The organism is gamma proteobacterium SS-5 (genome assembly GCA_009497875.2).
GTDB classification, from domain to species: domain Bacteria; phylum Pseudomonadota; class Gammaproteobacteria; order Chromatiales; family Chromatiaceae; genus Magnetovirga; species Magnetovirga frankeli.
This window is the reverse complement of record CP032508.2, coordinates 1,202,545-1,225,411: the sequence shown is the minus strand read 5'-3', so window position 1 is coordinate 1,225,411 and position 22,867 is coordinate 1,202,545. Positions and strand designations below refer to the sequence as shown.

Annotated in this window: 18 protein-coding genes and 1 tRNA gene; all 19 read right to left on the bottom strand. The window is 63.2% G+C overall.

Features of this window, described 5'->3' with window-relative positions; translation table 11 throughout:
• Positions 1-119: 119 nt before the first annotated feature.
• Positions 120-2,126, bottom strand: a complete 2,007-nt coding sequence (locus D5125_10850; GenBank protein ID QFY89948.1) for a response regulator — start codon at positions 2,124-2,126, stop codon at positions 120-122.
• A gap of 99 nt (positions 2,127-2,225) precedes the next feature.
• Entirely contained in the window at positions 2,226-5,144 is a 2,919-nt protein-coding gene (locus D5125_10845) for an EAL domain-containing protein (protein ID QFY89947.1), read from the bottom strand.
• A 109-nt stretch (positions 5,145-5,253) separates the two neighbouring features.
• Positions 5,254-6,087, bottom strand: coding sequence for a segregation/condensation protein A (locus D5125_10840; protein ID QFY89946.1), 834 nt, complete (start codon positions 6,085-6,087; stop codon positions 5,254-5,256).
• A 225-nt stretch (positions 6,088-6,312) separates the two neighbouring features.
• Positions 6,313-7,530: a tryptophan--tRNA ligase gene (locus D5125_10835; GenBank protein QFY89945.1), complete on the bottom strand. Its 1,218-nt coding sequence runs from the start codon at positions 7,528-7,530 to the stop codon at positions 6,313-6,315.
• A gap of 10 nt (positions 7,531-7,540) precedes the next feature.
• Entirely contained in the window at positions 7,541-8,167 is a 627-nt protein-coding gene (locus D5125_10830; protein QFY91127.1) for a site-2 protease family protein, read from the bottom strand.
• A gap of 32 nt (positions 8,168-8,199) precedes the next feature.
• Entirely contained in the window at positions 8,200-8,829 is a 630-nt protein-coding gene (locus D5125_10825; GenBank protein QFY89944.2) for a threonylcarbamoyl-AMP synthase, read from the bottom strand.
• 294 nt (positions 8,830-9,123) lie between these two features.
• Positions 9,124-9,957, bottom strand: coding sequence for a PHP domain-containing protein (locus D5125_10745; protein QFY89931.1), 834 nt, complete (start codon positions 9,955-9,957; stop codon positions 9,124-9,126).
• A 16-nt stretch (positions 9,958-9,973) separates the two neighbouring features.
• A complete protein-coding gene (locus tag D5125_10750; GenBank protein QFY89932.1) occupies positions 9,974-11,209 on the bottom strand; it encodes a glycosyltransferase family 4 protein in 1,236 nt (411 codons plus the stop codon).
• 88 nt (positions 11,210-11,297) lie between these two features.
• On the bottom strand, positions 11,298-13,403 hold the full coding sequence (gene pnp / locus D5125_10755; GenBank protein ID QFY91126.1) for a polyribonucleotide nucleotidyltransferase: 2,106 nt from the start codon (positions 13,401-13,403) through the stop codon (positions 11,298-11,300).
• A 41-nt stretch (positions 13,404-13,444) separates the two neighbouring features.
• Positions 13,445-13,714 (bottom strand): 30S ribosomal protein S15, encoded by a 270-nt coding sequence (gene rpsO / locus D5125_10760; GenBank protein ID QFY89933.1) that lies wholly within the window; start codon positions 13,712-13,714, stop codon positions 13,445-13,447.
• Positions 13,715-14,047: 333 nt separating this feature from the next.
• Positions 14,048-14,968, bottom strand: a complete 921-nt coding sequence (gene truB, locus D5125_10765) for a tRNA pseudouridine(55) synthase TruB (protein QFY89934.1) — start codon at positions 14,966-14,968, stop codon at positions 14,048-14,050.
• Positions 14,969-15,276: 308 nt separating this feature from the next.
• Positions 15,277-15,624: a 30S ribosome-binding factor RbfA gene (rbfA, locus tag D5125_10770; protein ID QFY89935.1), complete on the bottom strand. Its 348-nt coding sequence runs from the start codon at positions 15,622-15,624 to the stop codon at positions 15,277-15,279.
• Between the two features lie 12 nt (positions 15,625-15,636).
• On the bottom strand, positions 15,637-18,327 hold the full coding sequence (gene infB, locus D5125_10775; GenBank protein QFY89936.1) for a translation initiation factor IF-2: 2,691 nt from the start codon (positions 18,325-18,327) through the stop codon (positions 15,637-15,639).
• 50 nt (positions 18,328-18,377) lie between these two features.
• The gene (gene nusA / locus D5125_10780) at positions 18,378-19,880 is read right to left on the bottom strand and encodes a transcription termination/antitermination protein NusA (GenBank protein QFY89937.1); all 1,503 of its coding nucleotides are present in this window, start codon (positions 19,878-19,880) and stop codon (positions 18,378-18,380) included.
• The gene (gene rimP, locus D5125_10785) at positions 19,877-20,350 is read right to left on the bottom strand and encodes a ribosome maturation factor RimP (protein QFY89938.1); all 474 of its coding nucleotides are present in this window, start codon (positions 20,348-20,350) and stop codon (positions 19,877-19,879) included. Before rimP ends, nusA begins: the two co-directional genes overlap by 4 nt.
• A gap of 194 nt (positions 20,351-20,544) precedes the next feature.
• Positions 20,545-20,621, bottom strand: a tRNA-Met gene (locus D5125_10790).
• Between the two features lie 77 nt (positions 20,622-20,698).
• Positions 20,699-21,058 (bottom strand): RnfH family protein, encoded by a 360-nt coding sequence (locus D5125_10795; protein ID QFY89939.1) that lies wholly within the window; start codon positions 21,056-21,058, stop codon positions 20,699-20,701.
• Positions 21,051-21,482: a type II toxin-antitoxin system RatA family toxin gene (locus D5125_10800; protein QFY89940.1), complete on the bottom strand. Its 432-nt coding sequence runs from the start codon at positions 21,480-21,482 to the stop codon at positions 21,051-21,053. Before D5125_10800 ends, D5125_10795 begins: the two co-directional genes overlap by 8 nt.
• Entirely contained in the window at positions 21,479-22,852 is a 1,374-nt protein-coding gene (locus tag D5125_10805) for a sodium-dependent transporter (protein QFY89941.1), read from the bottom strand. Before D5125_10805 ends, D5125_10800 begins: the two co-directional genes overlap by 4 nt.
• Positions 22,853-22,867 lie beyond the last annotated feature (15 nt).

The window sequence follows — 22,867 nt, the reverse complement described above, 5'->3', positions numbered from 1 at the left end:
GGTTGGCTTCCACGCCACCATCGGTGATGATTGGTGGCACTACTGGTCCAATATCGTCAACTTACAAAGCGCTGGCTGAGCCCGGTCGAGGTCGGCCGCCGAGCGCCTGAGCGCGCAGATCAGCGCAACCACTTGAAGATCAGTTGCAACAGCTCCTTAAGCCCCAGCGGTTTGCTGATGTAGTCGTCCATGCCCGCCTCCAGGCAGCGTTCGCGGTCGCCCGGCATGGCCATGGCGGTCAGGGCGATGATTGGCAGATGGGCAAAGCCGGGCATGGCGCGTAGCTTTTGCGTCACCTCCAGACCGTCGATCAGGGCCAGTTGTACGTCCATCAGGATCAGGTCCGGGGGCGTATCCCGCGCCAGGCTCAGGGCCTCCAGGCCATTGCTGGCGGTGGTTACGGCAAAGCCCTGACGCTGTAGATAGGCACGGGTCATCTCCCGATTGGCCGGGTTGTCTTCCGCCAGGAGAATGGCCGCGCCCTGGCCCCCCGACGTCGGCAGGGCCAACCCGGTGGTCTGCTTGGTCTCATGGCCGAGCGCCGCCGGGTCGTTCTGTTCCGGGTCCCAGGGCAGTCGCAGGTTGAAACAACTGCCTTGCCCCGGCGTGCTTTGCACGGAAATGCTGCCGCGATGCAGCAGCGCCATGCGGTTGACCAGGGTCAGGCCCAGGCCGGTGCCCGGATTGTGGCCGCCAGGCACCTCCTGTAGCTGCACAAAGGGCTCGAACAGCTTGTCAAATTGCTCTGGATCTATGCCGATGCCGGTATCCCAGACGCGGATCAGCACCGTCTTGCGCTCCGCTTCGGCCAATACCTCGATGCCGATGCGGCCCTGGGCCGGGGTAAACTTGAGCGCATTGCCCAGCAGATTGAGCAGCATCTGTTTCAGGCGGCGGATATCCCCCTGGATCAGGGCCACGCGCGGGTCCAGCTTTACCTCCAGCGCCTGCCCCTTGCTCTCGGCGCTGGAGCGAACCAGCGACAGGCTGGATTCGATCAACTGCTGCAGCGGCACATGATCGGTATGCAGTTCGATCTTGCCCGACTCCACCTTGGCCAGATCGAGAATGTCATTGATCAGGCTGAGCAGGTGGTGGGCGCTCTCGTCCATGGTCTTCAGTGCCTCTTGCTGGGCCGGGTTCAGTGGCCCGTAGAGCTGGTCGCGCAGCATCTCGGTGAGACCGATCAGGGTGGTCAGTGGGGTGCGCAATTCATGGCTCATGCCGGCCAGGAACAGATCCTTGGCCTTGGCCGCACGGGCCAATTCTTCATTAACGAAACGCAGTTCGCGGGTGCGCTCCTTGACCCGCTGCTCCAGCAGGGCCTTCTCCCGGTTCAGCGCCTGTTCCCCGGCCAGCAGATTGGCTTGCATGGTCTGCAGGGCCTGGTGCAGGCGGGCCATCTCGCCGCTGCCCTGGATGCTGGCCTGGGTATGGCGACTGCCGGCCGAGATGGATTGGGCCATCTGGATGGCCAGGCTGATCGGTCGGGCGATGATGCGCTCGGCCAGAACCAGCAGGCCAAGCAAGCTCAACAGGAGCAGCCCGAGTACTACCGCCAGCAATTCATTTTCCCGCTGTTCCAGGCGCTCGGCCATCTGTGCCAGCTGGTCCCTCTTGTAGTACTCGGCCGCCAGTATCAGCTCATCGATCAGATCGGTCAGCGGGCGATCCATCCCCCGCACCTGACGATCGACCCGGATCTGCGCCAGGGGGTCCTCACGGTCGAACAGGAGCAAGGCCTGCCGATAGGTCTGCGTCAGCCGTTGATGGGCCTGCTCAAAGGCCTGCGCCTGTTGCCAGGAGGGCGAGCCAGGCTCTAGCCTGCCCAGCAGTCTGCCGCTGAGTTCCTCCACCCGCTGCCGCTCTTGTTCGAACTGCGCCAGATACTTGGCATAGAGGTTTGGCTCATGACCGCGCAAGAGGATGTTCTTCCACTCCTGCACCTGCTTCTTGAAGTGGACCTGCACCGAAATGGCCTGGGTGACCGTCTCTGCCGTCTGTTGATGGATGCGGCCGGATTCGGTCATGGCCCCCTTGTAGGCGCGCAGCACATGCAGTCCCAAGCTCAGGTTGACCGCCAGGATCAGGCCAGCGGCAAGCAGCAGTTTGCAGCGGATACTCATGGCGTAACCCCTTGGCGCTGGGCCGGTGGTAAGTAAGGGTAAAGGCGGGCCTGGTACCCCTTGGACGCTCTGGCCAGGGGCTGCCTCAGCAGCGGCCTGTCAGCGGGGCGGGGGCAAGGGGGGATGGCCCGCCATTGCCCTATCGGCCGCCGGTGCGGCCTCGATCCTGGCCTGCAGGCGCTGCAGGAGTTGGTCGCGCAGTTGGTGTAGCCTGGCCAGGCCCTGCCGGGCACCGGCCGGATCGCCGTTTTGCCGTTGACGGATAAGTGCCTCGGCCAGTTGGTGGACTTGCAGGTGCAGGGGCTCGATTTGCGTGTGTAACTCCAGGCTGTCATAGCCACCTTGGTCGCGGAGGGAGATCAGCCACTCACCGAAGCGGCACTGGTCGTGCTCCAGCTCCGGCGGTTCGCCCTGGCTGTCTCGATCGGCCTGCAAATACTGGCCCAGGCGGTTGATCCAGGCCCGATGCTCGGCCATGGCATAGAGCAGGGGCATGAGTTCATGGTTGAGCTTGCGTACCTGGCCCCAGCTGGGATCGGGCTGCCAGTTTGCAATCCAGGCCTGTAGCCGATCCGGCGGCATGGGTCGAGCGATAAAAAAGCCCTGGGCCAGCTCGCAACCCAGAGAGAGCAGCATCTGGCCCTGCTCCCGGGTCTCCACCCCCTCGGCGATGGGGCGGCGGCGAAAGGCGCGGGCCAGGCAGAGCACACTATCGACGATGGCCAGTTGCTCGGCATCTTCCAACATCTTGCCGACAAAGCCCCGGTCGATCTTCAGCGCCTGGGCCGACAGATGCTTGAGATAGGCGAGAGAGGAATAGCCGGTGCCGAAGTCGTCCAGGGCGAAGCCTACCCCCAGGTCATCACAGCGATGAATCAGCTCGGCCACCCGCTCCCTGTCGTTCAGGGCATTGGCCTCCAGCACCTCCAGTTCCAGCCGTCCTGGCCGGATCGGTGGGGCTTGCTGGAGCAGGGCCTGCAGGCGGTCGATAAAGTCCGTCTGATGCAGGTGATGGGCGGCGATGTTGACGCTCAGCGTCAGATCCAGGCCCTGGGCCTGCCAGTGGGCCAACTGGGCGATGGCTCCTTGCAGCACCCAGTCACCCAGGCGCAGGCCGAGTTCATCGTTTTCCACCTCGGCCAGGAAGTGCTCCGGCAGCAACAGGCCGCGGCTGGGATGGTGCCAGCGGATCAGGGCCTCGACGCCGATCAGCGCGCCGCTGCGCATGTTTACCTGGGGCTGGTAATAGAGCTGGAACTGCCCCTGTTGCAGGGCCTGTTCCATCTCTTGCAGGCTTTGGCTGTGGCGGCGCAGGCTCAGGTCCTGGGCCTGATCGAACACATGATAGCGGTTCTTACCGGCCTGCTTCGCCTTGTACATGGCCTGGTCGGCCTGGCGCAGGAGTTGGTCGGCCTCGATCGGCCCCTGCTGTGGATAGAAGGCCACGCCGACGCTGGCAGACACCTGCACCGAACCGGCCTCGGTCTGCACCGGCTGCGAGGCCGCCAGCAGCAGGCGTCGCAGCAGTGGCTCACTGGCCTGCACATCGGCCAGATCGATGAACACGGCGATGAACTCGTCGCCGCCCAGGCGGGCCAGGGTGTCGCCCTCGCGACAGGTGGCCCGCATCCGCTGCGCCACCTCGCGCAGCAGTTGATCGCCGATCCGGTGGCCGTGGGTATCGTTGACCTGCTTGAAACCATCCAGGTCGATGAAGGCCAGCACGATGCGCTGATTGCGCCGCTCGGCATTGACCATGGCCTGACCCAGACGGTCGGCCAGCAGGCTGCGGTTAGGCAGGCCGGTGAGGGCGTCGTAGTGGGCGATGCGCTCCAGTTCATGCTGATGCCGCTTCTGTACCGTGATGTCGAAAAACAGCGCGACGTGGTGATGTACCTGACCCTGTTCATCGTGCACGGCGCTGATATTGAGCATCTCGGCATAGATCTCGCCGTCCTTGCGCCGGTTCCAGACCTCGCCGCGCCAGTGGCCGGTGTCGGCCAATTGCTGGCGCATCTGGGCGAAGAACTCAGGCTTGTGGTGGCCGGAATTAAGCAGATTGGGGGTCCGACCCAGGGCCTCCTCCCGGCTGTAGCCGGTGATGTCGCAGAAGGCCTGGTTGATGTCGATGATCCGGTCCTGGGTGTCGGTGATCATTATGCCCTCCTGGGCATCGGCAAACACGCTGGCGGCCAGTTGCAGGCGTGCCTCGCTGCGCTTGCGCTGCTCGATGTCGGTATGCGAGCCGAGCACCCGGTAGGGCCGCCCCTGGGCATCACGCAGGGCCAGGCCGCGGGCCATGATCCAGCGCCAACTGCCATCCTTGTGGCGCAGGCGCATCTCCACCTCATAGACGCGGCTGTCGCCCTCCAGGTAGCCGTTGATCTGCTCCACTACCCGGTCCATATCGGCGGGATGCAGCAGTTGCAGGAAGGTCTCGTAACGCCCCTCCAGTTCCCCCGGTTGGTAGCCCAGCTGGGACATCCAGCGTGGCGAGAAATACACCTGGTTGCGCAGCAGATCCCAGTCCCAGACGCCGTCATTGATGCCGTTGAAGATCAGCTGCAGGCGTTCTTCCGACTCACGCAGGCGCTCCTCACTGACCTTGCGCGCGCTGATATCGCGGATATGGCCATGCCAGAGGGTGCTGCCGTCATCCAGCCGCTCGGGGCTGGCCTCGCCTTCGACCCAGCGTACCTCGCCGTCCTTGACTACCCGGTACTCATCGTGCCACAGGCTGAGTTGTTCGGCAGAGGTGCGCACCCCCTGGCGCACGCGCTGCACATCCTGTGGATGCAACACCTGAAACGCCGCCCGGGCATCCTCATGCACCTGCTGCGGACTGAGGCCATAGATGCTCTCTATGCCCTGGCTGCAGTAGGGGAAGGAGGAGTGGCCATCGGGCCAGAGCCGGTACTGAAACACCATGCCCGGCACATGGGTGACGATCTTCTGCAGCCGCCTTAGCAGGTCGCCGCGCTGATCGCTGTTGTTTGACCGGGAATCTGGGGGATTCATATTCGAGCGGTTTGCTGCAAAAACGGGATTCTAGCCCATTTCCCGGCCGCAATTCCTGCTTGATTGCAATACTGTTACGCCCTGCACGCCATACCCCATCGGCCGCTTGCTATTGGCCGCTAGTCAGTTCGGCGGCGGTGCCCTCGGTTGCCGCACCGGCGGCGCGCAGGTGGATGGGGGCGAAGGGTTCGGCCTGTACCAGCACGATCAGGGATTCCTTCACCAGCTCCAGGATGGCCATGAAGGACACCACCACGCCGGGGCGGCCTTCGCTGAGGTCAAAAAAGCTGCCAAACTCGGCAAAGCCCCGTTGGCTGAGGATGTCCAGCACCCGCGACATGCGCTCGCGCAGGGAGAGATTCTCCCGCTCGATACGGTGGTGGGTGAACTTGTCGGCGCGGCGCAGCACCTCGGCGAAGGCAGCGGTCAGTTCCTTGAGGCTGACATCGGGCAGGGGTTGGATACGCTCGTGTGGCGGCGGCTGGGCGCTGGCGGTATGAAAGTCCCGCCCCTCTCGCGGCAGGGCATCCAGGTCTTCTGCCGCCTGCTTGTAACGCTCGTACTCCTGCAGGCGGCGCACCAGCTCGGCGCGGGGGTCCAGCTCGTCCTCCTCCTCGCTGGGCGGGCGCGGCAGCAACATGCGCGACTTGATCTCGGCGAGCATGGCGGCCATCACCAGGTATTCGGCGGCCAGGTCCAGGCGTACCTCGCGCATCAGCTCGACGTATTCCATGTATTGGGCGGTTATCTTGGCGATGGGGATATCGAGGATATCCAGATTCTGCCGCCGGATCAGATACAGCAGCAGGTCCAGCGGGCCCTCAAAGGCATCCAGAATCACCTCCAGGGCATCCGGCGGGATGTAGAGGTCCTTGGGCACCTTGACCCAGGGCACGCCCTGCACCAGGGCGAAGGGCATTTCTTCTTGGACTGGGTGGGTCATTTCAGCTGCCAGCTGTCAGCGGCCAGCGGTCAGCCTCCAGCAGCCAGCTTTTAGCGGTCAGCTGCCAGGAGCAAGCCTCCAGCCTCCAGCGGCCCGCTGTCAGATGTTGGTTGGGGCCACGCAAAGGGTCACCGCCCCCCCTCCCCCCAACCCCTCTCCCCGCGGGGAGAGCAGCTTTTTGCTGGCAGCTGACGGCTGGAAGCTGACGGCTGGAAGCTGGCCGCTTCATGAATAACTCAACGACATCGCCTGGCGTACTTCCGCCAGGGTTGCCTGGGCGCTGGCGCGGGCGGCGGCACCACCCTGTTCGATCACCTGGCGCACCAGGTTGGGCCTGGCCTCGTATTCGGCGGCGCGTTGCTGCATCGGACCCAGCTCCGCCAGCACGGCGTCGATCACCGGCTGCTTGCAGTCGATGCAGCCGATGCCGGCGCTCTTGCAGCCCTGCGCCACCCAGTCTTTGGTATCTGCGCTGGAATAGACCTCGTGGAATTGCCATACCGGGCAGCGCGCTGGATCGCCGGGGTCGGTGCGGCGCACCCGGTTGGTATCCGTGGGCATGGTGCGCAGTTTCTGCTCGACGGCCTTGGGGCTGTCGTTGAGCGCCAGGGTGTTGGCGTAGGATTTGGACATCTTGCGCCCGTCCAGACCGGGCATCTTCGACGCCTGGGTCAGCAGGGGCTGGGGTTCGGGCAGGATCACCCGACCACCGCCCTCCAGATAGCCAAGCAGGCGCTCGCGGTCTTCCAGGCCCAGGTTCTGCTGCTCTGCCAACAGGTCACGGGCGGCCTGCAGGGCCTCGGTATCACCGGCCTCCTGATAGGCGCGACGCTGGCTGGCGAAGGCCTTGGCCGCCTTTTTGCCCATCTTTTTCAGCGCCGCCTCGGCCTTTTGCTCGAAGTCCGGCTCGCGGCCATAGAGGTGATTGAAGCGCCGCGCCACCTCGCGGGTGATTTCCACATGGGCCACCTGATCCTCGCCCACCGGCACCAGACCGGCTCGGTAGATGAGGATGTCGGCGCTCTGCAGCAACGGATAGCCCAGAAAGCCGTAGGTGGCCAGGTCCTTTTCCTTCAACGCCTCCTGCTGATCCTTGTAGCTGGGCACCCGTTCCAGCCAGCCCAATGGGGTGATCATCGACAGCAACAGGTGCAGCTCGGCGTGTTCCGGCACCTGCGACTGGATAAACAGCCGCGCCTTGTCCGGGTCTATGCCGGCGGCAAGCCAGTCGATGACCATCTCATGCACCGCCCTGGGGATCAGGCTGGGGTCTTCGTAGTGGGTGGTCAGGGCATGCCAGTCGGCGACGAAGAAAAAGCAGTCGTACTCCTGTTGCAGCGCCACCCAGTTCTTCAGCACGCCGTGGTAATGACCCAGATGCAGGCGGCCGGTGGGGCGCATGCCGGAGAGAACGCGGGCGTGTCGGTCGGCTAGGGAAGTCACTTTTTCTACCTCAGGTCAGGGTTTCGATGAACAGGGCCATCCACTGTTGGCTGCCGCTCACCAGGGGGCCGACGATTTGCCAGAGCAGGCCGGTAAACAGCAGGATCAGCAGGATGATGATGCCATAGGACTCCAGCCTGCTCATCCCCAGCGCCAGGCGTCGGGGCAACAAGGATACCAGCACCCGGCCACCATCCAGGGGCGGCAGGGGGAAAAGATTGAGTACCATGAGCACGGCGTTGATCATCAGGCCAAAGCCGCCGGCATAGACCAGCGGCAGCGCCGCCCAGTCCCAGCCGGTGCTGTGCAGGGCCATGCCCAGCCGGGCCAGCAGGCCCCAGAACAGCATCATCAGCAGGTTGGCAGCGGGCCCGGCCAGGGCCACCAGGGCCATGTCCCGGCGCGGCCGATGCAGACGGCCAAAGTCCACCGGTACCGGCTTGGCCCAGCCGAAGATGAAGCCGGTGGAGACATACATGAGGATCGGCACCAGCAGGGTGCCGAGCAGATCGATATGCTTGAACGGATTGAGGCTGATACGGCCCAGTTTGCGCGCGGTGTCATCCCCCAGCAGGGAGGCCACCCAGCCGTGGGCCACCTCATGCAGGGTGATGGCGAACAACAGCGGCAGCAGCATGATGCTGATCTGCTGCAGATTGGTCAGATCGCTCAAGCCTGGCTCTCCAGAAAGCCGGCATCGCCCTTGCCCTGGCGCAGCACCTTGGGGGTATCGTCTTCCAGATCGATCACCGTGCTCGGCTCCAGGCCGCAGTAGCCGCCATCGATGATCAGATCCACCGCATGGGAGAGCAGGTCGCGGATGTCATAGGGGTCGGACATGGGCAGATCGTCTTCTGGCATGATCAGGGTGGAACTCATCAGGGGTTCGTTCAGTTCCTCCAGCAGGGCCAGGGCCACGCGGTGGTCCGGCACGCGGATGCCAATGGTCTTGCGCTTGGCGTGCATCAGCCGCTTGGGCACCTGCTTGGTGGCCTCGCAGATGAAGGTGTAGGGGCCTGGGGTGAGGTTCTTCAGCAGGCGGTACTGCTGGTTGTCGATCTTGGCATAGGTGGTGATCTCGGACAGGTCACGGCAGACCAGGGTGAAGTGGTGGTGGTGATCCACCCGCCGGATCTGACGGATGCGCTCCATGGCCGATTTGTCGCCGATCTGGCAGCCCAGGGCATAGCTGGAGTCGGTGGGATAGACCACCAACCCACCGGCGGAGATGATCTCCACCGCCTGACGCACCAAGCGCGGCTGCGGGTTGTCCTGATGAATCTGAAAGAATTGGGCCATGGGAAATCAGTCCGCAAATGAACGCGAATCAACGCGATAATTATTAATCGTTGCATAAGTTCTTGCAGTTGATGTTATTCACTGGGCGCTTCTAATTCAGGCATCAGGAAAGAATTTAAACTGCCATTACTTTTGCAACAATTAATACCTAACAATCAAAAAGGACGCAGAGAGCGCAAAGAAGCGCAGAGAACGCGGAGTTGAAAATGACTGCGGACAAGCCAGGAAAACAAACTCCTAACCCTCTGCGTGCTCTGCGCTACTTCGCGGCCTCTGCGTCCCAATCAACACTAATCACCAGTCCTGCCAGATGGGCCGGCAGATGCTTGGCAGGGGCGGCAGGCGGCCCAGTTCCAGCCAGGGGCTTTCCGGGCCGTGGTAGTCCGAGCCCGCCGAAGCCAGCAGGGCGAAGTCGCGGGCATGATGCGCCATCGTTTGGCAATCGTCCAGACTGTGGCTGCCGGAGACCACCTCCAGCCCCGCCCCGCCCAGCTCCTGGAACTGCCCCAGCAGGCCGCGCAGCTTGTTGCGCGTGAGGGAGTAACGGGCCGGATGGGCCAGCACCGCCTGACCGCCGGCGGCACGGATCCAGCCGATGGCCTGCTCCAGGCTGGCCCAGTCACCGGGCACATGGCCGGGCTTGCCGTTCACCAGAAAATGCTTGAACACCTCGCGCACCCCCTTGGCACGGCCCGCCTGCACCAAAAACTGGGCAAAGTGGGTGCGGCCGATGAGATCCCCCTGGGCCAGGGCGGCGGCACCGGCCAGGGCATCGGCGATACCGGCATCGCGCTTGAGGCGGCGGGCGATCTCCTCGGCGCGCCAGACGCGAAAGGCCAGCAGCCCATCCAGGCCCTGCAGCAGTCCGGGGTGGTTTGCATCGACCCCCAGCCCCAGCAGATGCAGGGTGCGCTTGTTCCAGCTCACCGAGATCTCCACCCCGCTGGTGAAGCCCAGACCCAGGGCCTGGGCCTGACCTTGCGCCTCTGCAATACCGGAGAGGGTGTCGTGATCGGTCAGGGCAAAATGGGTAATGCCCGCCGCCCGGGCCCGGCACACCAGTTCCGCCGGGCTCAGGGTGCCGTCAGAGGCCTTGGAGTGGCTGTGCAGGTCATAGCGCTGTTGCATGGGATCAGCGACAGGCTCAGCCTGCCAGCAGGCCCTCCACCCAGGCCAGTTGCCGGGGCAGGCAGACCTGGCGCAGGTCGTAATGGGCCTGGGCAAAGGCCCGCGCATTGGCCCCCAGACGCTGGCGTGCCGCCGGATCATCCAGCAGGGTGCAGACCTCGTCCACCAGCCCCTGCCGGTCAAAGAACCCCACCAGTCGCCCGGTCTCATCCTGCCTGATCGCCTCATGCAGCGGCTGGGTGTCGCTGGCGACAATGGCGCAACCCAGGCTCATCGCCTCCAGCAGGCTCCAGGAGAGCACGAAGGGGTAGGTCAGATAGACGTGCAGGCTGGATAGCTGCAACAGAGGAATGAAGTGCTGATAGGGGACATTGCCGAGAAAATGTACCCGTGCCCAGTCGGCATCGCTGATCTGCGGTCGGACCTCGGCGGCAAAGATGTCCTTCCAGCTCTGCCCGGTGCTCGGTCGGGCACCGTAGCTGACGCCATCGCCGCCTACGATCAGCACCCGCGCCCTGGGGCGGCGCTTGAGGATCTGCGGCAGGCTGCGCATGAAGATGTGGTAACCCCGGTAGGGCTCCAGGTTGCGGTTGACGAAGGTGATGATCTCATCCTGCGGGGTCAGTTCCAGGCCGTTGTTAAGCTTCAGCCTGACCGCCGGATTGGGGGCCAGGGCCTGGGTATCTATGCCGTCGTGGACCACGCTGATGCGCTCACGGAAGGGTTCGGGAAAGGTGCTGGCCTGCCAGTGGGTGGGGCTGATACCGCCATCGGCCGCCTCGAAGTGCAGTAGGTTATTGAGGTTCTTCAGCCGCAGCCGACACACCTCGCCGGCATCCTGGGAGGGAAACTCCGGGTCGAACCCCACATCGGCACCCTGCGGGTGGTAGAAGAATTCGCAATAGATGCCCAACCTGGCCTGGGGCCATACGTCCTTCAGAAACAGGCTCTCGCCCCAACCGTGGTGGGCGATGATAACATCCGGCATAAAGCCCTGCGCCTTGAGTTGCAGGGCGGCGCGAAAGCAGGCCTCGGCGCGTATGATCTTGGTCTCGAAGTCGCATACCCAGGGGTGGATGTTGGGCGTACTGCCGCGCTGGGCGCTGTAGGGCACCAGCCTTACGCCCTGCCATTCCCTGAGGTCGGTCTTTTGCATCCTCATGGCGACGACGCTGTGACCCTGGCCGCCCAGGGCCGGGGCGAGAAACTTGAACTGGCCGGGGAAGTTCTGGTGGATGAAGAGGATATTCATAGCGTGCGGGGCGGCCCTCTCAGGCGTGCCGAGAGGCCACAGCCCCCCGCAGCCCGACGTGGGCCGAGGGGGCCTTGCCTGGCCTGGGTTATTCGCCCATCTCCACCGCCTTCATGCTCAGGCGGATGCGGCCCTGCTTGTCCACCTCCAGCACCTTGACGCGGATGATGTCGCCCTCGGAGAGCTTGTCGCTGACCTTTTCCACCCGCTCGTCGGAGATCTGCGAGATGTGGACCAGGCCGTCCTTGCCGGGCAGTATGGTGACAAAGGCGCCGAAGTCCATCAGGCGGGCCACGCGGCCCTCGTAGATCTGCCCCACCTCGACCTCGGCGGTGATCAGCTCGATGCGCTTCTTGGCCTCTTCACCGGCGGACTTGTCCACCGAGAAGATCTTCACCGTGCCGTCGTCCTGTACGTCGATGGTGGCCCCGGTCTCTTCGGTGAGGCCACGGATGGTGGCCCCGCCCTTGCCGATGATGTCGCGGATCTTGTCCGGGTGGATCTTGATGGTGATAAAGCGCGGGGCGTGCTCGGACATCACCTCGCGGGGATGGTCAATGACCTTATTCATCTCCGCCAAAATGTGCAGACGTCCGGCCTTGGCCTGCTCCAGCGCCACCTGCATGATCTCGCGGGTGATGCCGTTGATCTTGATGTCCATCTGCAGGGCGTTGATGCCCTCGGCGGTACCGGCCACCTTGAAGTCCATGTCGCCCAGGTGGTCCTCGTCACCCAGTATGTCGGTGAGCACGGCAAAGCGCTCGCCTTCCTTGATCAGCCCCATGGCCACGCCGGCCACCGGGGCCTTGAGCGGCACCCCGGCATCCATCAGCGACAGACTGGTGCCGCACACCGAGGCCATGGAGGAGGAGCCGTTGGACTCCGTGATCTCGGACACCACGCGGATCGAGTAGGGAAACTCTTCGGGCTTGGGCATACAGGCCAGTATGCCGCGCTTGGCCAGACGGCCATGGCCGATCTCGCGCCGTTTGGGGCTGCCGACCCGGCCCAGTTCACCGACGCAAAACGGCGGGAAGTTGTAGTGCAGCATGAAGTGGTCCTTGCGCTCCCCTTCCAGGGCGTCGATCACCTGGGCCTCGCGCTCGGTGCCCAGGGTGGTGATCACCATGGCCTGGGTCTCGCCACGGGTGAACAGGGCCGAGCCATGGGTGCGCGGCAGCACGCCGGTGCGCACCCAGATGGGCCGCACGGTCTGGGTGTCGCGGCCGTCGATACGCGGCTGGCCATCCAGGATGCGGCCGCGCACGATCTTCTTCTTCAGTTTGTCGATCGCGGCATAGACCTGATCGCCGCTCCAGTTGGGGGTTTCTCCCTCGGCGGCGGCGCAGAGCTTGGCCTTGGCGGCGGCGACGATCTCGTCCAGACGGCCGTAGCGGGCCATCTTGTCGGCGATGGTGTAGGCCTCGCCGATGGCGGCCTCGCACTCGGCCTGCACCGCCTCCTGCAGTTCGGCATCGGCGGCGGCGGGTTCGAACACCAGGGCCGGTTTGGCGCATTCGGCGGCCAGTTCCTTGATGGCGTTGATCACCACCTGCATCTGTTCGTGGCCGAACAGCACGGCACCGAGCATGATCTCTTCAGACAGGCCACGGGCCTCGGATTCCACCATCAGCACCGCCTCGCTGGTGCCGGCCACCACCAGGTCCAGGTCGCTGACCTCGCTCAGGCCGGTGACCGGCGGGTTGAGCAGGTACTCACCGTCCTTGTAGCCGACCCGGGCCGCGCCCACCGGGCCTTCGAAGGGCAGACCGGATAGCATCAAGGCGGCGGAGGCACCGATCAGGGCAGGGATCTCCGGGTCCACCGCCGGGTTCAGTGATTTCACCGTGGCGATGACCTGGGTCTCCTTGTTGAAGCCCTTGGGGAACAGCGGCCGGATGGGCCGGTCGATCAGGCGGCAGGTGAGGATCTCCTTCTCCGAGGGACGCCCCTCGCGCTTGAAGAAGCCGCCGGGGATCTTGCCGGCAGCATAGGTCTTTTCCTGATAGTCGATGGTCAGGGGGAAGAAGTCCTTGCCCTCGCCGCTGTTCTTCTCCGCCACCACGGTAACGAAGACGACGGTATCGTTCATGTTGACCAGTACGGCACCATCGGCCTGACGGGCGATTTCGCCGGTCTCAAGCACGACCTTGTGGTCGCCGAACTGGAATTCTTTCTTAATCGGGGTCGGTATTTGGCTCACGGTATCTTCCTATGCGTTACGGAGGAATGGATTTAGCGGCGCAGGCCCAGACGGGATATCAGGCTGCGATAGCGCTCGACATCCTTGCCCTTGAGGTAGTCGAGCATCTTGCGTCGCGCATTGACCATGCGCACCAGACCACGACGGGAATGATTGTCCTGCTTGTGGGCGGCAAAGTGGCCAGACAGATCGTTGATCCGCGCGGTGAGCAGGGCCACCTGCACCTCCGGGGAGCCGGTGTCTTTCTCGTCACGCCGATACTCGGCTACTACCTTTGCCTTGTCTTCTGCACTCATTGTCATGTCAGTCTCCTGATTCAACTGATGGAAAAATGGGCCGGCATGGCCGTTGCCTATCCAACAATGAGTTCAGACAGGCTGCCCGGTGAAAAACGGGGTTAGGAGATAGTGACCAGCTGGTTAGAATTTAGCTGGTTGACTGTCTCGATTTATTTAATGAAGTCCGCAAATGAACGCCAAGGCTGCAAGCCCCCGGAAACAGCGCAACAGAATCCGGGGTCGCGCTAAGATACTAAACAACTAAGAGACTATCTCCTTGATCTATTTAGCCTTTATTTGCGTTTATTCGCGTTCATTTGCGGACCAAACATTCTTAAAACTTCAGGCCGTAAAACTTCAAACCTTAAATTGTCTTCTCGGCGCTACCTTGCCGTCTTCCTGGATCTCGCCCACGGCGATGAAGCGATCCAGTTCATCGTAGATGCGTACCCAGCCGCTGGTGGGGGCCTTGGGCACCAATACCGGCTGGCCGGATTTCATGTAAAAGGCCGAATCCGCCGTGAGCCGGACCGCCGGCCAGTGGCCCAGGGCGCTGTCCAGGGGCAGCAGCAGCCGATCCATCTCGGCAAAACCGTCCTGGCTGAGTTGCTCCAGCTGTTCCATGCCCACCAGGTCCTGCTCGCCCTCCCGGTAGGGGCCAACGCCGGTGCGGCGCAGGGCACTGAGGTAGCCGCCGCAGCCCAATTTCTCGCCGATATCCTCGGCCAGGGTGCGGATGTAGGTGCCCTTGGAGCAATGTACCTCGATCTCGAACTCGGGGCTGCCGAATTGGGTCAGGCTGAGCCGATGGATCTGCACCTGACGCGGCTCGCGCTCCACCTCCACTCCTTTACGGGCGAGATTATACAGCCGTTCACCCTTGTGCTTGATCGCCGAGTACATGGGCGGGATCTGGCTGATCTCACCGCTGAATCCGGCCAGCACGTCAAGCAACTGCTCTTGGCTGAACTCGGGCACCGGCCGTTCCTGCAATACCTCGCCCTCGGCATCGGCGGTGCTGGTGGTCTGGCCGAGCTTGATGCGCGCCCAGTAGTGCTTGTCGGCATCCAGCAGGTAGGCGGAGATCTTGGTGGCATCGCCAAAGCACAGCGGCAGCAGGCCGGTAGCCAATGGGTCCAGGCTGCCGGTATGCCCGGCCTTCTGCGCCTGATACAGCCACTTGACCCGCTGCAGGGCATCGTTGGAGGTCAGCTTCAGCGGTTTATCCAACAGCAGCAAGCCGTTGATGTTACGCCCACGGCGCTTTTGTCTAGCCATTATCTACCCAAAACTCATTCATGCCCGATCCGGGAAAGCCAAATCCAAGACAGGACGCAGAGAGCGCAAAGAAGCGCAGAGAACGCAGAGAGCTAAGAGCCTGACTCTGTGAACCGATGCGCGTAGAAAAACAAATTTCCTTACTTTGCCCTGAACTCTTTGCGTTCAATCATTCGCTCCCTGCTTAAACCCTGCCCTGGATTGCAGATTGGCAAATGCAACCTGCCCAACCACAACGCTTTCTCAAGAGACTATTTCCAACTCTGCGATCTCCGCGCTTCTCTGCGCTCTCTGCGTCCTGCGTTAGGCTACTGCCTCAGCGCCCTCTCGATCAGCTCGGAGAGGTGCGCGCCCTGTTCGATGGATTCGTCATAGACAAACTCCAGCACCGGCGTGATGCGCAGGCGCATGCGGTGACCGATCTCGCGGCGCAGAAAGGGTGCGGCGTCCTTGAGCAGGCCCAGCTGTTGCTTGCGCTCGGCGGCGTCAAACAGGGTGACATAGACCTTGGCGTGGGACAGGTCGCGGCTCAGGCGCACCGCCTGTACCGTGACCATGCCCAGGCGTGGGTCCTTGAGCTGGTTGCGGATCAGGTCCGCCAGCTCTTTTTGTAGCTGACGGCCGACCCGCTCGGCCCGGTTGAAGTCACGCGGCATAGGGCTTGCCGATCACAGCTCGCGCGCCACTTCGGTGCGCTCGAAGACTTCGATCTGGTCACCTTCCTTGACGTCGTTGTAGTTCTTTACGCCGATGCCGCACTCGGTGCCGGCCTTGACCTCGGGCACATCGTCCTTGAAGCGGCGCAGGGATTCCAGCGCGCCTTCGTACACCACGACATTGTCGCGCAGCACGCGGATCGGGTTGTTGCGCTTGACCACGCCCTCGATGACCATGCAGCCGGCGATGGCCCCCAGCTTGGAGGAGCGGAACACGCTGCGCACCTGGGCCAGGCCGATGATCTCTTCGCGGATCTCCGGCGAGAGCTTGCCCAGTATGGCCTTTTTCACATCGTCGAGGATCTCGTAGATGATGCTGTAGTAACGCAGGTCTATGCCCTTTTCCTCGATCACCCGGCGGGCGCTGGCATCGGCGCGGACGTTGAAGCCGATGATGGCGGCGCTGGAGGTGATGGCCAGGTTGGCATCGGACTCGTTGATGCCGCCGACCCCGGAGGCGACAACCTTGACCTCCACCTCGGGGGTGGAGAGCTTGACCAGGGATTCCTTCAGGGCCTCCACCGAGCCCTGCACGTCGGCCTTGACGATAAGATTTACCGTGGCCGTCTCGCCCTCGGTCATCTGCGAGAACATCTGATCCAGCTTGGCCGCCTTCTGGTCGGCCAGCTTGCTGTCGCGGGCGCGTTCGTGGCGCAGCTGAGCCAGTTCGCGGGCGCGTCGTTCGTCGCTCACGGCGATCACGTCATCCCCGGCGTTGGGGGTGCCGGACAGACCCAGCACCTGCACCGGCAGCGAGGGGCCTGCGGTCTTTACCGCCTTGCCGTTCTCGTCGAACATGGCGCGCACCCGACCGAACTCCTTGCCACTGACCAGGATATCGCCGCGCTTGAGGGTGCCGGACTGTACCAGCACCGTGGCCACCGGGCCGCGCCCCTTGTCCAGGCTGGATTCGATGATGATGCCCTTGCACAGGCCCTGATCGGTGGAGGTCAGCTCCAGCATCTCCGCCTGCAGGGAGATGGAGTCGAGCAGGTCGTCGATGCCGGTGCCGACCTTGGCCGAGACCTGCACGAACATGGTGTCGCCACCCCAGGCCTCGGGCACTACCTCTTCGGCCACCAGTTCCTGCATGACGCGATCGGGCGCGGCGTCTTCCTTGTCGATCTTGTTCACCGCGACGATGATCGGCACCTTGGCGGCGCGGGCGTGCTGGATCGCCTCCTTGGTCTGGGGCATGACGCCATCGTCCGCCGCCACCACCAGGATGACGATGTCGGTGACCTGGGCACCCCGGGCACGCATGGAGGAGAAGGCGGCGTGGCCTGGGGTGTCGAGGAAGGTGATCATGCCGCGGTCGGTGTCCACATGATAGGCACCGATATGCTGGGTGATGCCACCGGCCTCGCCGGAGGCCACGCGGGTGGCACGGATGTGGTCGAGCAAGGAGGTCTTGCCGTGATCGACGTGGCCCATGATGGTGACCACGGGGGCACGCGGCTTTTCGTCCACCTGCTGCTGCAGCAGTTCGATCTCGGCCAGCAGTTCGCTCTCTATGTCCTCGTCCTTCTGTACCACCGGGGTGTGGCCCATCTCTTCCACCACCAGGGCGGCGGTATCACGGTCGATGGTCTGGTTGATGGTGGCCATCACGCCCATGCGCATCAGCTGTTTGATCAGCTCGCCACTCTTTACCGACATGCGGTTGGCCAGTTCGCCCACGGCGATGGCCTCCGGCAGGGGCACCTCGCGCACCACCGGCGTGGTGGGCTTGGTGAAGCCGTGACGGGTTTGCTCCGGCTTGCGGCCCCGGCCGGTCTTTTGCCGATTACTGCTGCGCGGGCTGGCCGCCTTGCGGCTTAAGCGGGTGGGCGGCTCGGGCTTGGCCACAACCGACTCTTCCACCACTGGGGCCTCTGCTTCCTCTTCGACCGGGATCAGTTCCTCTTCGAATTCTTCCAGCACGTCGCTGAATTTCTTCTGTCCCTTCTTGACCTTTTTGCCCTTTTTCTTCTCGCCCTGTTCCAGCACGGCCTCTTCCCGCCGCGCCGCCTCGCGTTCCTTGCGCGCCTCCTGGGCGGCCAGGCGTTCTTCTTCTTCCTTGCGCTTGCGCTCTTCGCTGCTGTGGGTGGGGGCTTCTTCCTGGCTGCGGGCGGTTTCCTTCTGCTGTTTCTGTCGCTCAAGCTCCGCCTCGCGGGCGCGGCGCGCCTCCTCTGCCTCGCGCCGGGCGCGTTCCTGCTCTTCCTGCTGACGGCGCTGCTCGGCCTGTTCGGCCAGGGCGCGCTTGGCGTCTTCCACCTCGCGGGTTCTGCCTTCTTGATCGTCGGTCAGGTCTTCGCGCTTGACGTAGGTCTTCTTGCGCCGCACCTCGACGCTGACCGTCTTGGCGGCGGCAGCTGCCCCGCGCGCCGCCGCGCCACGCAGCGTGGCCCGGCCGCCGCTGGGCTGCTTGAGTTCGCTCACCGTGCGCCGCTTGAGGGTGATCTTTTTCGGCGCACCGGCACCACCGCCTTCACCCTTGCCGTGGGCGGACCGCAGGTGATTCAGCAGCTTCAGCTTTTCGTCTTCACTGATGACGTCCTCGGCGCTGCCTTTCTGCACACCGGCCTCGGCCAGCTGGGAGAGCAGGCGGTCAACCGGGATATGGACGTCTTCAGCGAGTTGCTTGACAGTCACTTCGCTCATTAATACTGTCTCCGAAATTTCTTTTCTTGGCTATCTGTGTCGGAATCGACTTATTCGAACCAGGGGGCCCGCGCCGTCATAATCAACTTGCCTGCCGTTTCCTCGTCCATGTCGTCCAGCTCCATCAGGTCATCGATCGACTGTTCGGCCAGCTCCTCCATGGTGCCTATGCCCTTGGCCGCCATCCTGAAGGCCAGCTCTGGGGTCATGCCTTCCATGTTGAGCAGATCATCGGCCGGCTCCACCAGGCTTTCCTCGCTGGCAATGGCCTGGGTCAGGAGTATGTCCTTGGCCCGGTTGCGCAGCAGGTTGACCAGCTCTTCATCGAATTCTTCGATTTCAAGAAATTCATTCAGGGGGACATAGGCCACTTCATCGATGCTGGTGAAGCCTTCCTCTACCAGGATCATGGCGATGTCTTCGTCCACGTCCAGCCGGTCCATGAAGTTCTGCACCAGGCCTGCGGCCTCTTGCTGGCTCTTCTCGCTGGCCTGGGTTTCGTTCATCACGTTCAGCTCCCAGCCGGTCAGCTGGCTGGCCAGACGCACGTTCTGACCGCCCTTGCCGATGGCCTGGGAGAGGTTTTCTTCCTTTACCGCCACATCCATGACGTGGGCCTCTTCATCGACGATGATGGAGACCACATCGGCCGGTGACATGGCGTTGATGACGAACTGGGCGGCGTTTTCGTTCCATAGGATGATGTCCACCCGCTCACCGTTGAGTTCGTTGGATACCGCCTGCACCCGCGAGCCGCGCATGCCGACGCAGGCACCAACGGGGTCGAGCCTGGGGTCGTTGGCCTTGACCGCGATCTTGGCCCGCGAGCCGGGGTCGCGGGCGGCGGCGACGATCTCGATCAGGCCCTCGCCCACCTCGGGCACCTCCAGGCGGAACAGTTCGATGATCAGCTCGGGCATGGTGCGGCTGACGAACAGCTGCGGGCCACGGGGTTCGGAGCGCACTTCGTAGAGGTAGCCGCGCAGGCGGTCGCCAACCCGCACCGCCTCGCGGTTGATCAGGTGCTCGCGGCCGATGAAGGCCTCGGCATTGTTGCCCAGATCGAGAAAGATGTTGCCCTTGTCGATGCGCTTGACCACGCCGGTGATCAGCTCGCCCTCGCGCCCCTGATAGGCCTCCACCACCTTGGCCCGCTCCGCCTCGCGCACCTTCTGTACTATGACCTGCTTGGCCGCCTGGGCTGCGATGCGGCCAAAGTCCACCGACTCGGTGGGCTCTTCGATGAAGTCGCCCGGCTGCAGCTCGGGCTCACGGGCCTGGGCATCGGTCAGACCGATGTGGCGCTCCGGGCTGAATTCAAAGTCTTCGTCCTCGGGGGCCTCGATGGCCTCGTCCGCCACCACCTGCCAGCGGCGAAAGGTGCTGTAGTCGCCGCTGTTGCGATCAATGCTGACGCGCACGTCTATGTCCAGCGGTGATTTCTTGCGCGTGGCAGTGGCCAGGGCCTCTTCTATCGCCTGAAAGATCACCTCTTTGCTGACGCCCTTCTCGTTGGAGACGGCCTCTACCACCAACAAAATTTCTTTGCTCATCGTTCAGTCTCATTAAAATCCGGCACCAGCCGGGCGCTATTGATCATGTCCAGGGGGACCTGGATCTCCTCGCCCTCAAGGGTCATGGCCACCTGTTCTCCGTCGCAGCCGCGCAATTGGCCCACCAGCTTGCGCCTGTTGTTCCACTTGCCGTGCAGCTTCAGGCTGACCGGGTGGCCGGCAAAGCGTTGGTAGTGCTCCTGGGTAAACAGGGGGCGGTCCAGACCGGGGGAGGAGACCTCCAGACGGTAGTTTTCCCGGATCGGGTCTTCCACGTCCAGAACGCCGCTGACCTGGTGACTGACGGCAGAGCAATCATCCAGGGTGATGCCGCCCTCGGTGTCTATGTAGATGCGCAACAGCCCGCTGCCCTTGAGGCCGCTGAGGTATTCCAGGCCCACCCACTCGTAGCCCATGGCCTCAACCACGGGTTGCAGCAGGTTGGTGAGATGGTCGTTGGCCCTTGGCATATCCTGTCAATTTAGTGTGCAAGTCGCGCCGTGCCTGTCTGATTCAGGCCAGACTGATAGATAGGCAAGGCGCAACTACCTGGCGACAAAAACAAAAAAAGGGCCATAGGCCCATTCTTGATACGTCCCTGGCCGGGGTCTTTCGGCCCCGGTGGACATTAAAAAACCCCGTCTGGCCGGGGTTCTCTAAAAAATGGTAGCGGGGGCCAGATTCGAACTGACGACCTTCGGGTTATGAGCCCGACGAGCTACCAGGCTGCTCCACCCCGCAATCGAGACAGCAATAATACGACTTCCCTGGCCAGAGCGCAAGGGCCAATTCAATCTTTCCCCTTCGTCGGGTCCGAGTCAGGCATTTTCCACCTCTCCGCCGCCCCGGCGCATGGCCTTGCCTTGGGCGGCGCGCTTCTTGCGCATCTCCTTGGGGTCGGCGATCAGTGGGCGATAGATCTCGACCCGGTCGCCCTCGCGAAGGGCCGCATCGCGCTTGGCAATCTTACCGAAGATGCCGACATCGGCCTGGGGCCAGTCGATCTGGGGAAAACGCTGCAATAGGCCGCTCTTCTCCACCGCCTGCTCCAGGGTCAGGCCGGGCTCGCCGCTGACCTCCAGGATCACCTGCTCGTCCGGCAGGGCGTAGGCCACCTCTACCCGCAGCCCCGCCTGGGCCGATGGCCCTTGCCCCTGTTCTGTGCCTGCCTCATCCATAGAGTTGGTCCGCCCGGCGGCAGAAAGCATCCACCAGGGTGCCGGCTATCTGGTTGAACACCCGGCCAAAGGCCTTGTCGATCAGGGCACCGGAGAACTCGAACTCCAGCTGTAACTCCACCTTACAGGCGTCCTCCCGTAAGGGAGTGAACAGCCAGACCCCCTCAAGGCGGCGGAAGGGGCCTTTTTCCAACTGGATGCCCATGCGTCTGTCTTTCTCCAGATCATTGCAGGTGGTAAAGCGCTGGCGGATGCCGGCCCGGCTGACCTCGATCTCCCCGCACAGGCGCTGCTCGTCCCGTGACAGCAAGCGGCTGTCGCTGCACCAGGGCAGAAAGTCCTTATAGCCCTCCACGTCGGCCACCAATTCAAACATCCGCGCCGCAGGATGCAGCACCAAGGCACTCTTTTCCACCCGACTCAAAGCAAGCCCAACCCATTCAAGAAGATAAACACCAAACCCACCGGGGTGACATAGCGGGCCAGATAATACCAGCCGCGAAAGCCTGCGCCATCGCCCATGGCCAGCTCCTCCACCACGTCCGCCCGCCGCATCACCCAGGTGGCGAACAGGGCCATGGCCAGCCCGCCCAGGGGCAGCATGAAGTTGGAGGTGAGCAGGTCGAGAATATCAAAAATGCCATTCTCCTTCTGCGCCCCCAGAAAACTGAAATCGAAGGCCCAGTCACTGAAGGAAAGCACACTGGCCAGGCCCAGAAACCAGGTGGACAAGGCCACCAGCAGGGTGGCGCGGGCGCGACCCATGTCGTGGTTCTCCACCAGCCAGGCCACCGCAGGTTCGATCAGGGAGATGGCCGAAGACCAGGCGGCAAACACCAGCAACAGAAAAAACAGGGTACCGAAGAAGCCCCCCCAAGGCATCTGACCAAAGGCGATGGGCAGGGTCTGAAAGATCAGTCCAGGCCCGGCACCCGGTTCCAGTCCATTGGCAAATACAATGGGAAAGATCACCATCCCCGCCAGCAGGGCCACCAGGGTATCCAGCCCGGCAATGACCAGCGAGGTCTTGGCGATGGAGGCATCCTGCGGCAGATAGGAGCCATACATCATGATCGCCCCCATGCCCAGGCTCAGGGTAAAAAAGGCATGCCCCATGGCGGTCAGGATAGCGCCGGTGCTGAGCTTGCTCAGGTCCGGGCTGAACAGAAAATCAAACCCCCGCGCCACCCCGCCCGAGGTCAGGGCATAGCCCAGCAACACCAGCAACAGCGCAAACAGGGCCGGCATCAGAACCCGTACCGCCCGCTCCAGGCCAGACTGCACCCCGCGTGCGATCACCAGGCCGGTCATCAGCATGAACAGGCTATGCCAGAACACCAGCTGCACGGGATCAGACACCAGGGCGGAAAAGACCGACCCCACGGCCGCACCATCCAGCCCCTGCAAGACACCGGAGCCGGCCTTGAACACATAGGCCATGGCCCAACCGGCGATCACGCTATAGTAGGAAAGGATCAGAAACCCCGCCAGCACCCCGGTCCAACCCAGCAGAGACCAGACCCGCGAGCGGCCCGCCTCTTTCGCCAGACAACGCATGGTGTTGATCGGGCTTTGTCGCCCGCGCCGACCAATCAGCACCTCGGCGATCATCACCGGCAGGCCAATGGCCACCACGCAGGCCAGATACACCAGCACAAAGGCCCCACCACCGTATTCCCCGGTGATGTAGGGGAATTTCCAGATATTGCCCAGCCCCACCGCCGAACCGGTAGCCGCCAGGATAAAGGCCAGCCGCGAAGACCACTGGCCATGCATGGACGTCCGCTCAGTCATGATCTTAACCGCATG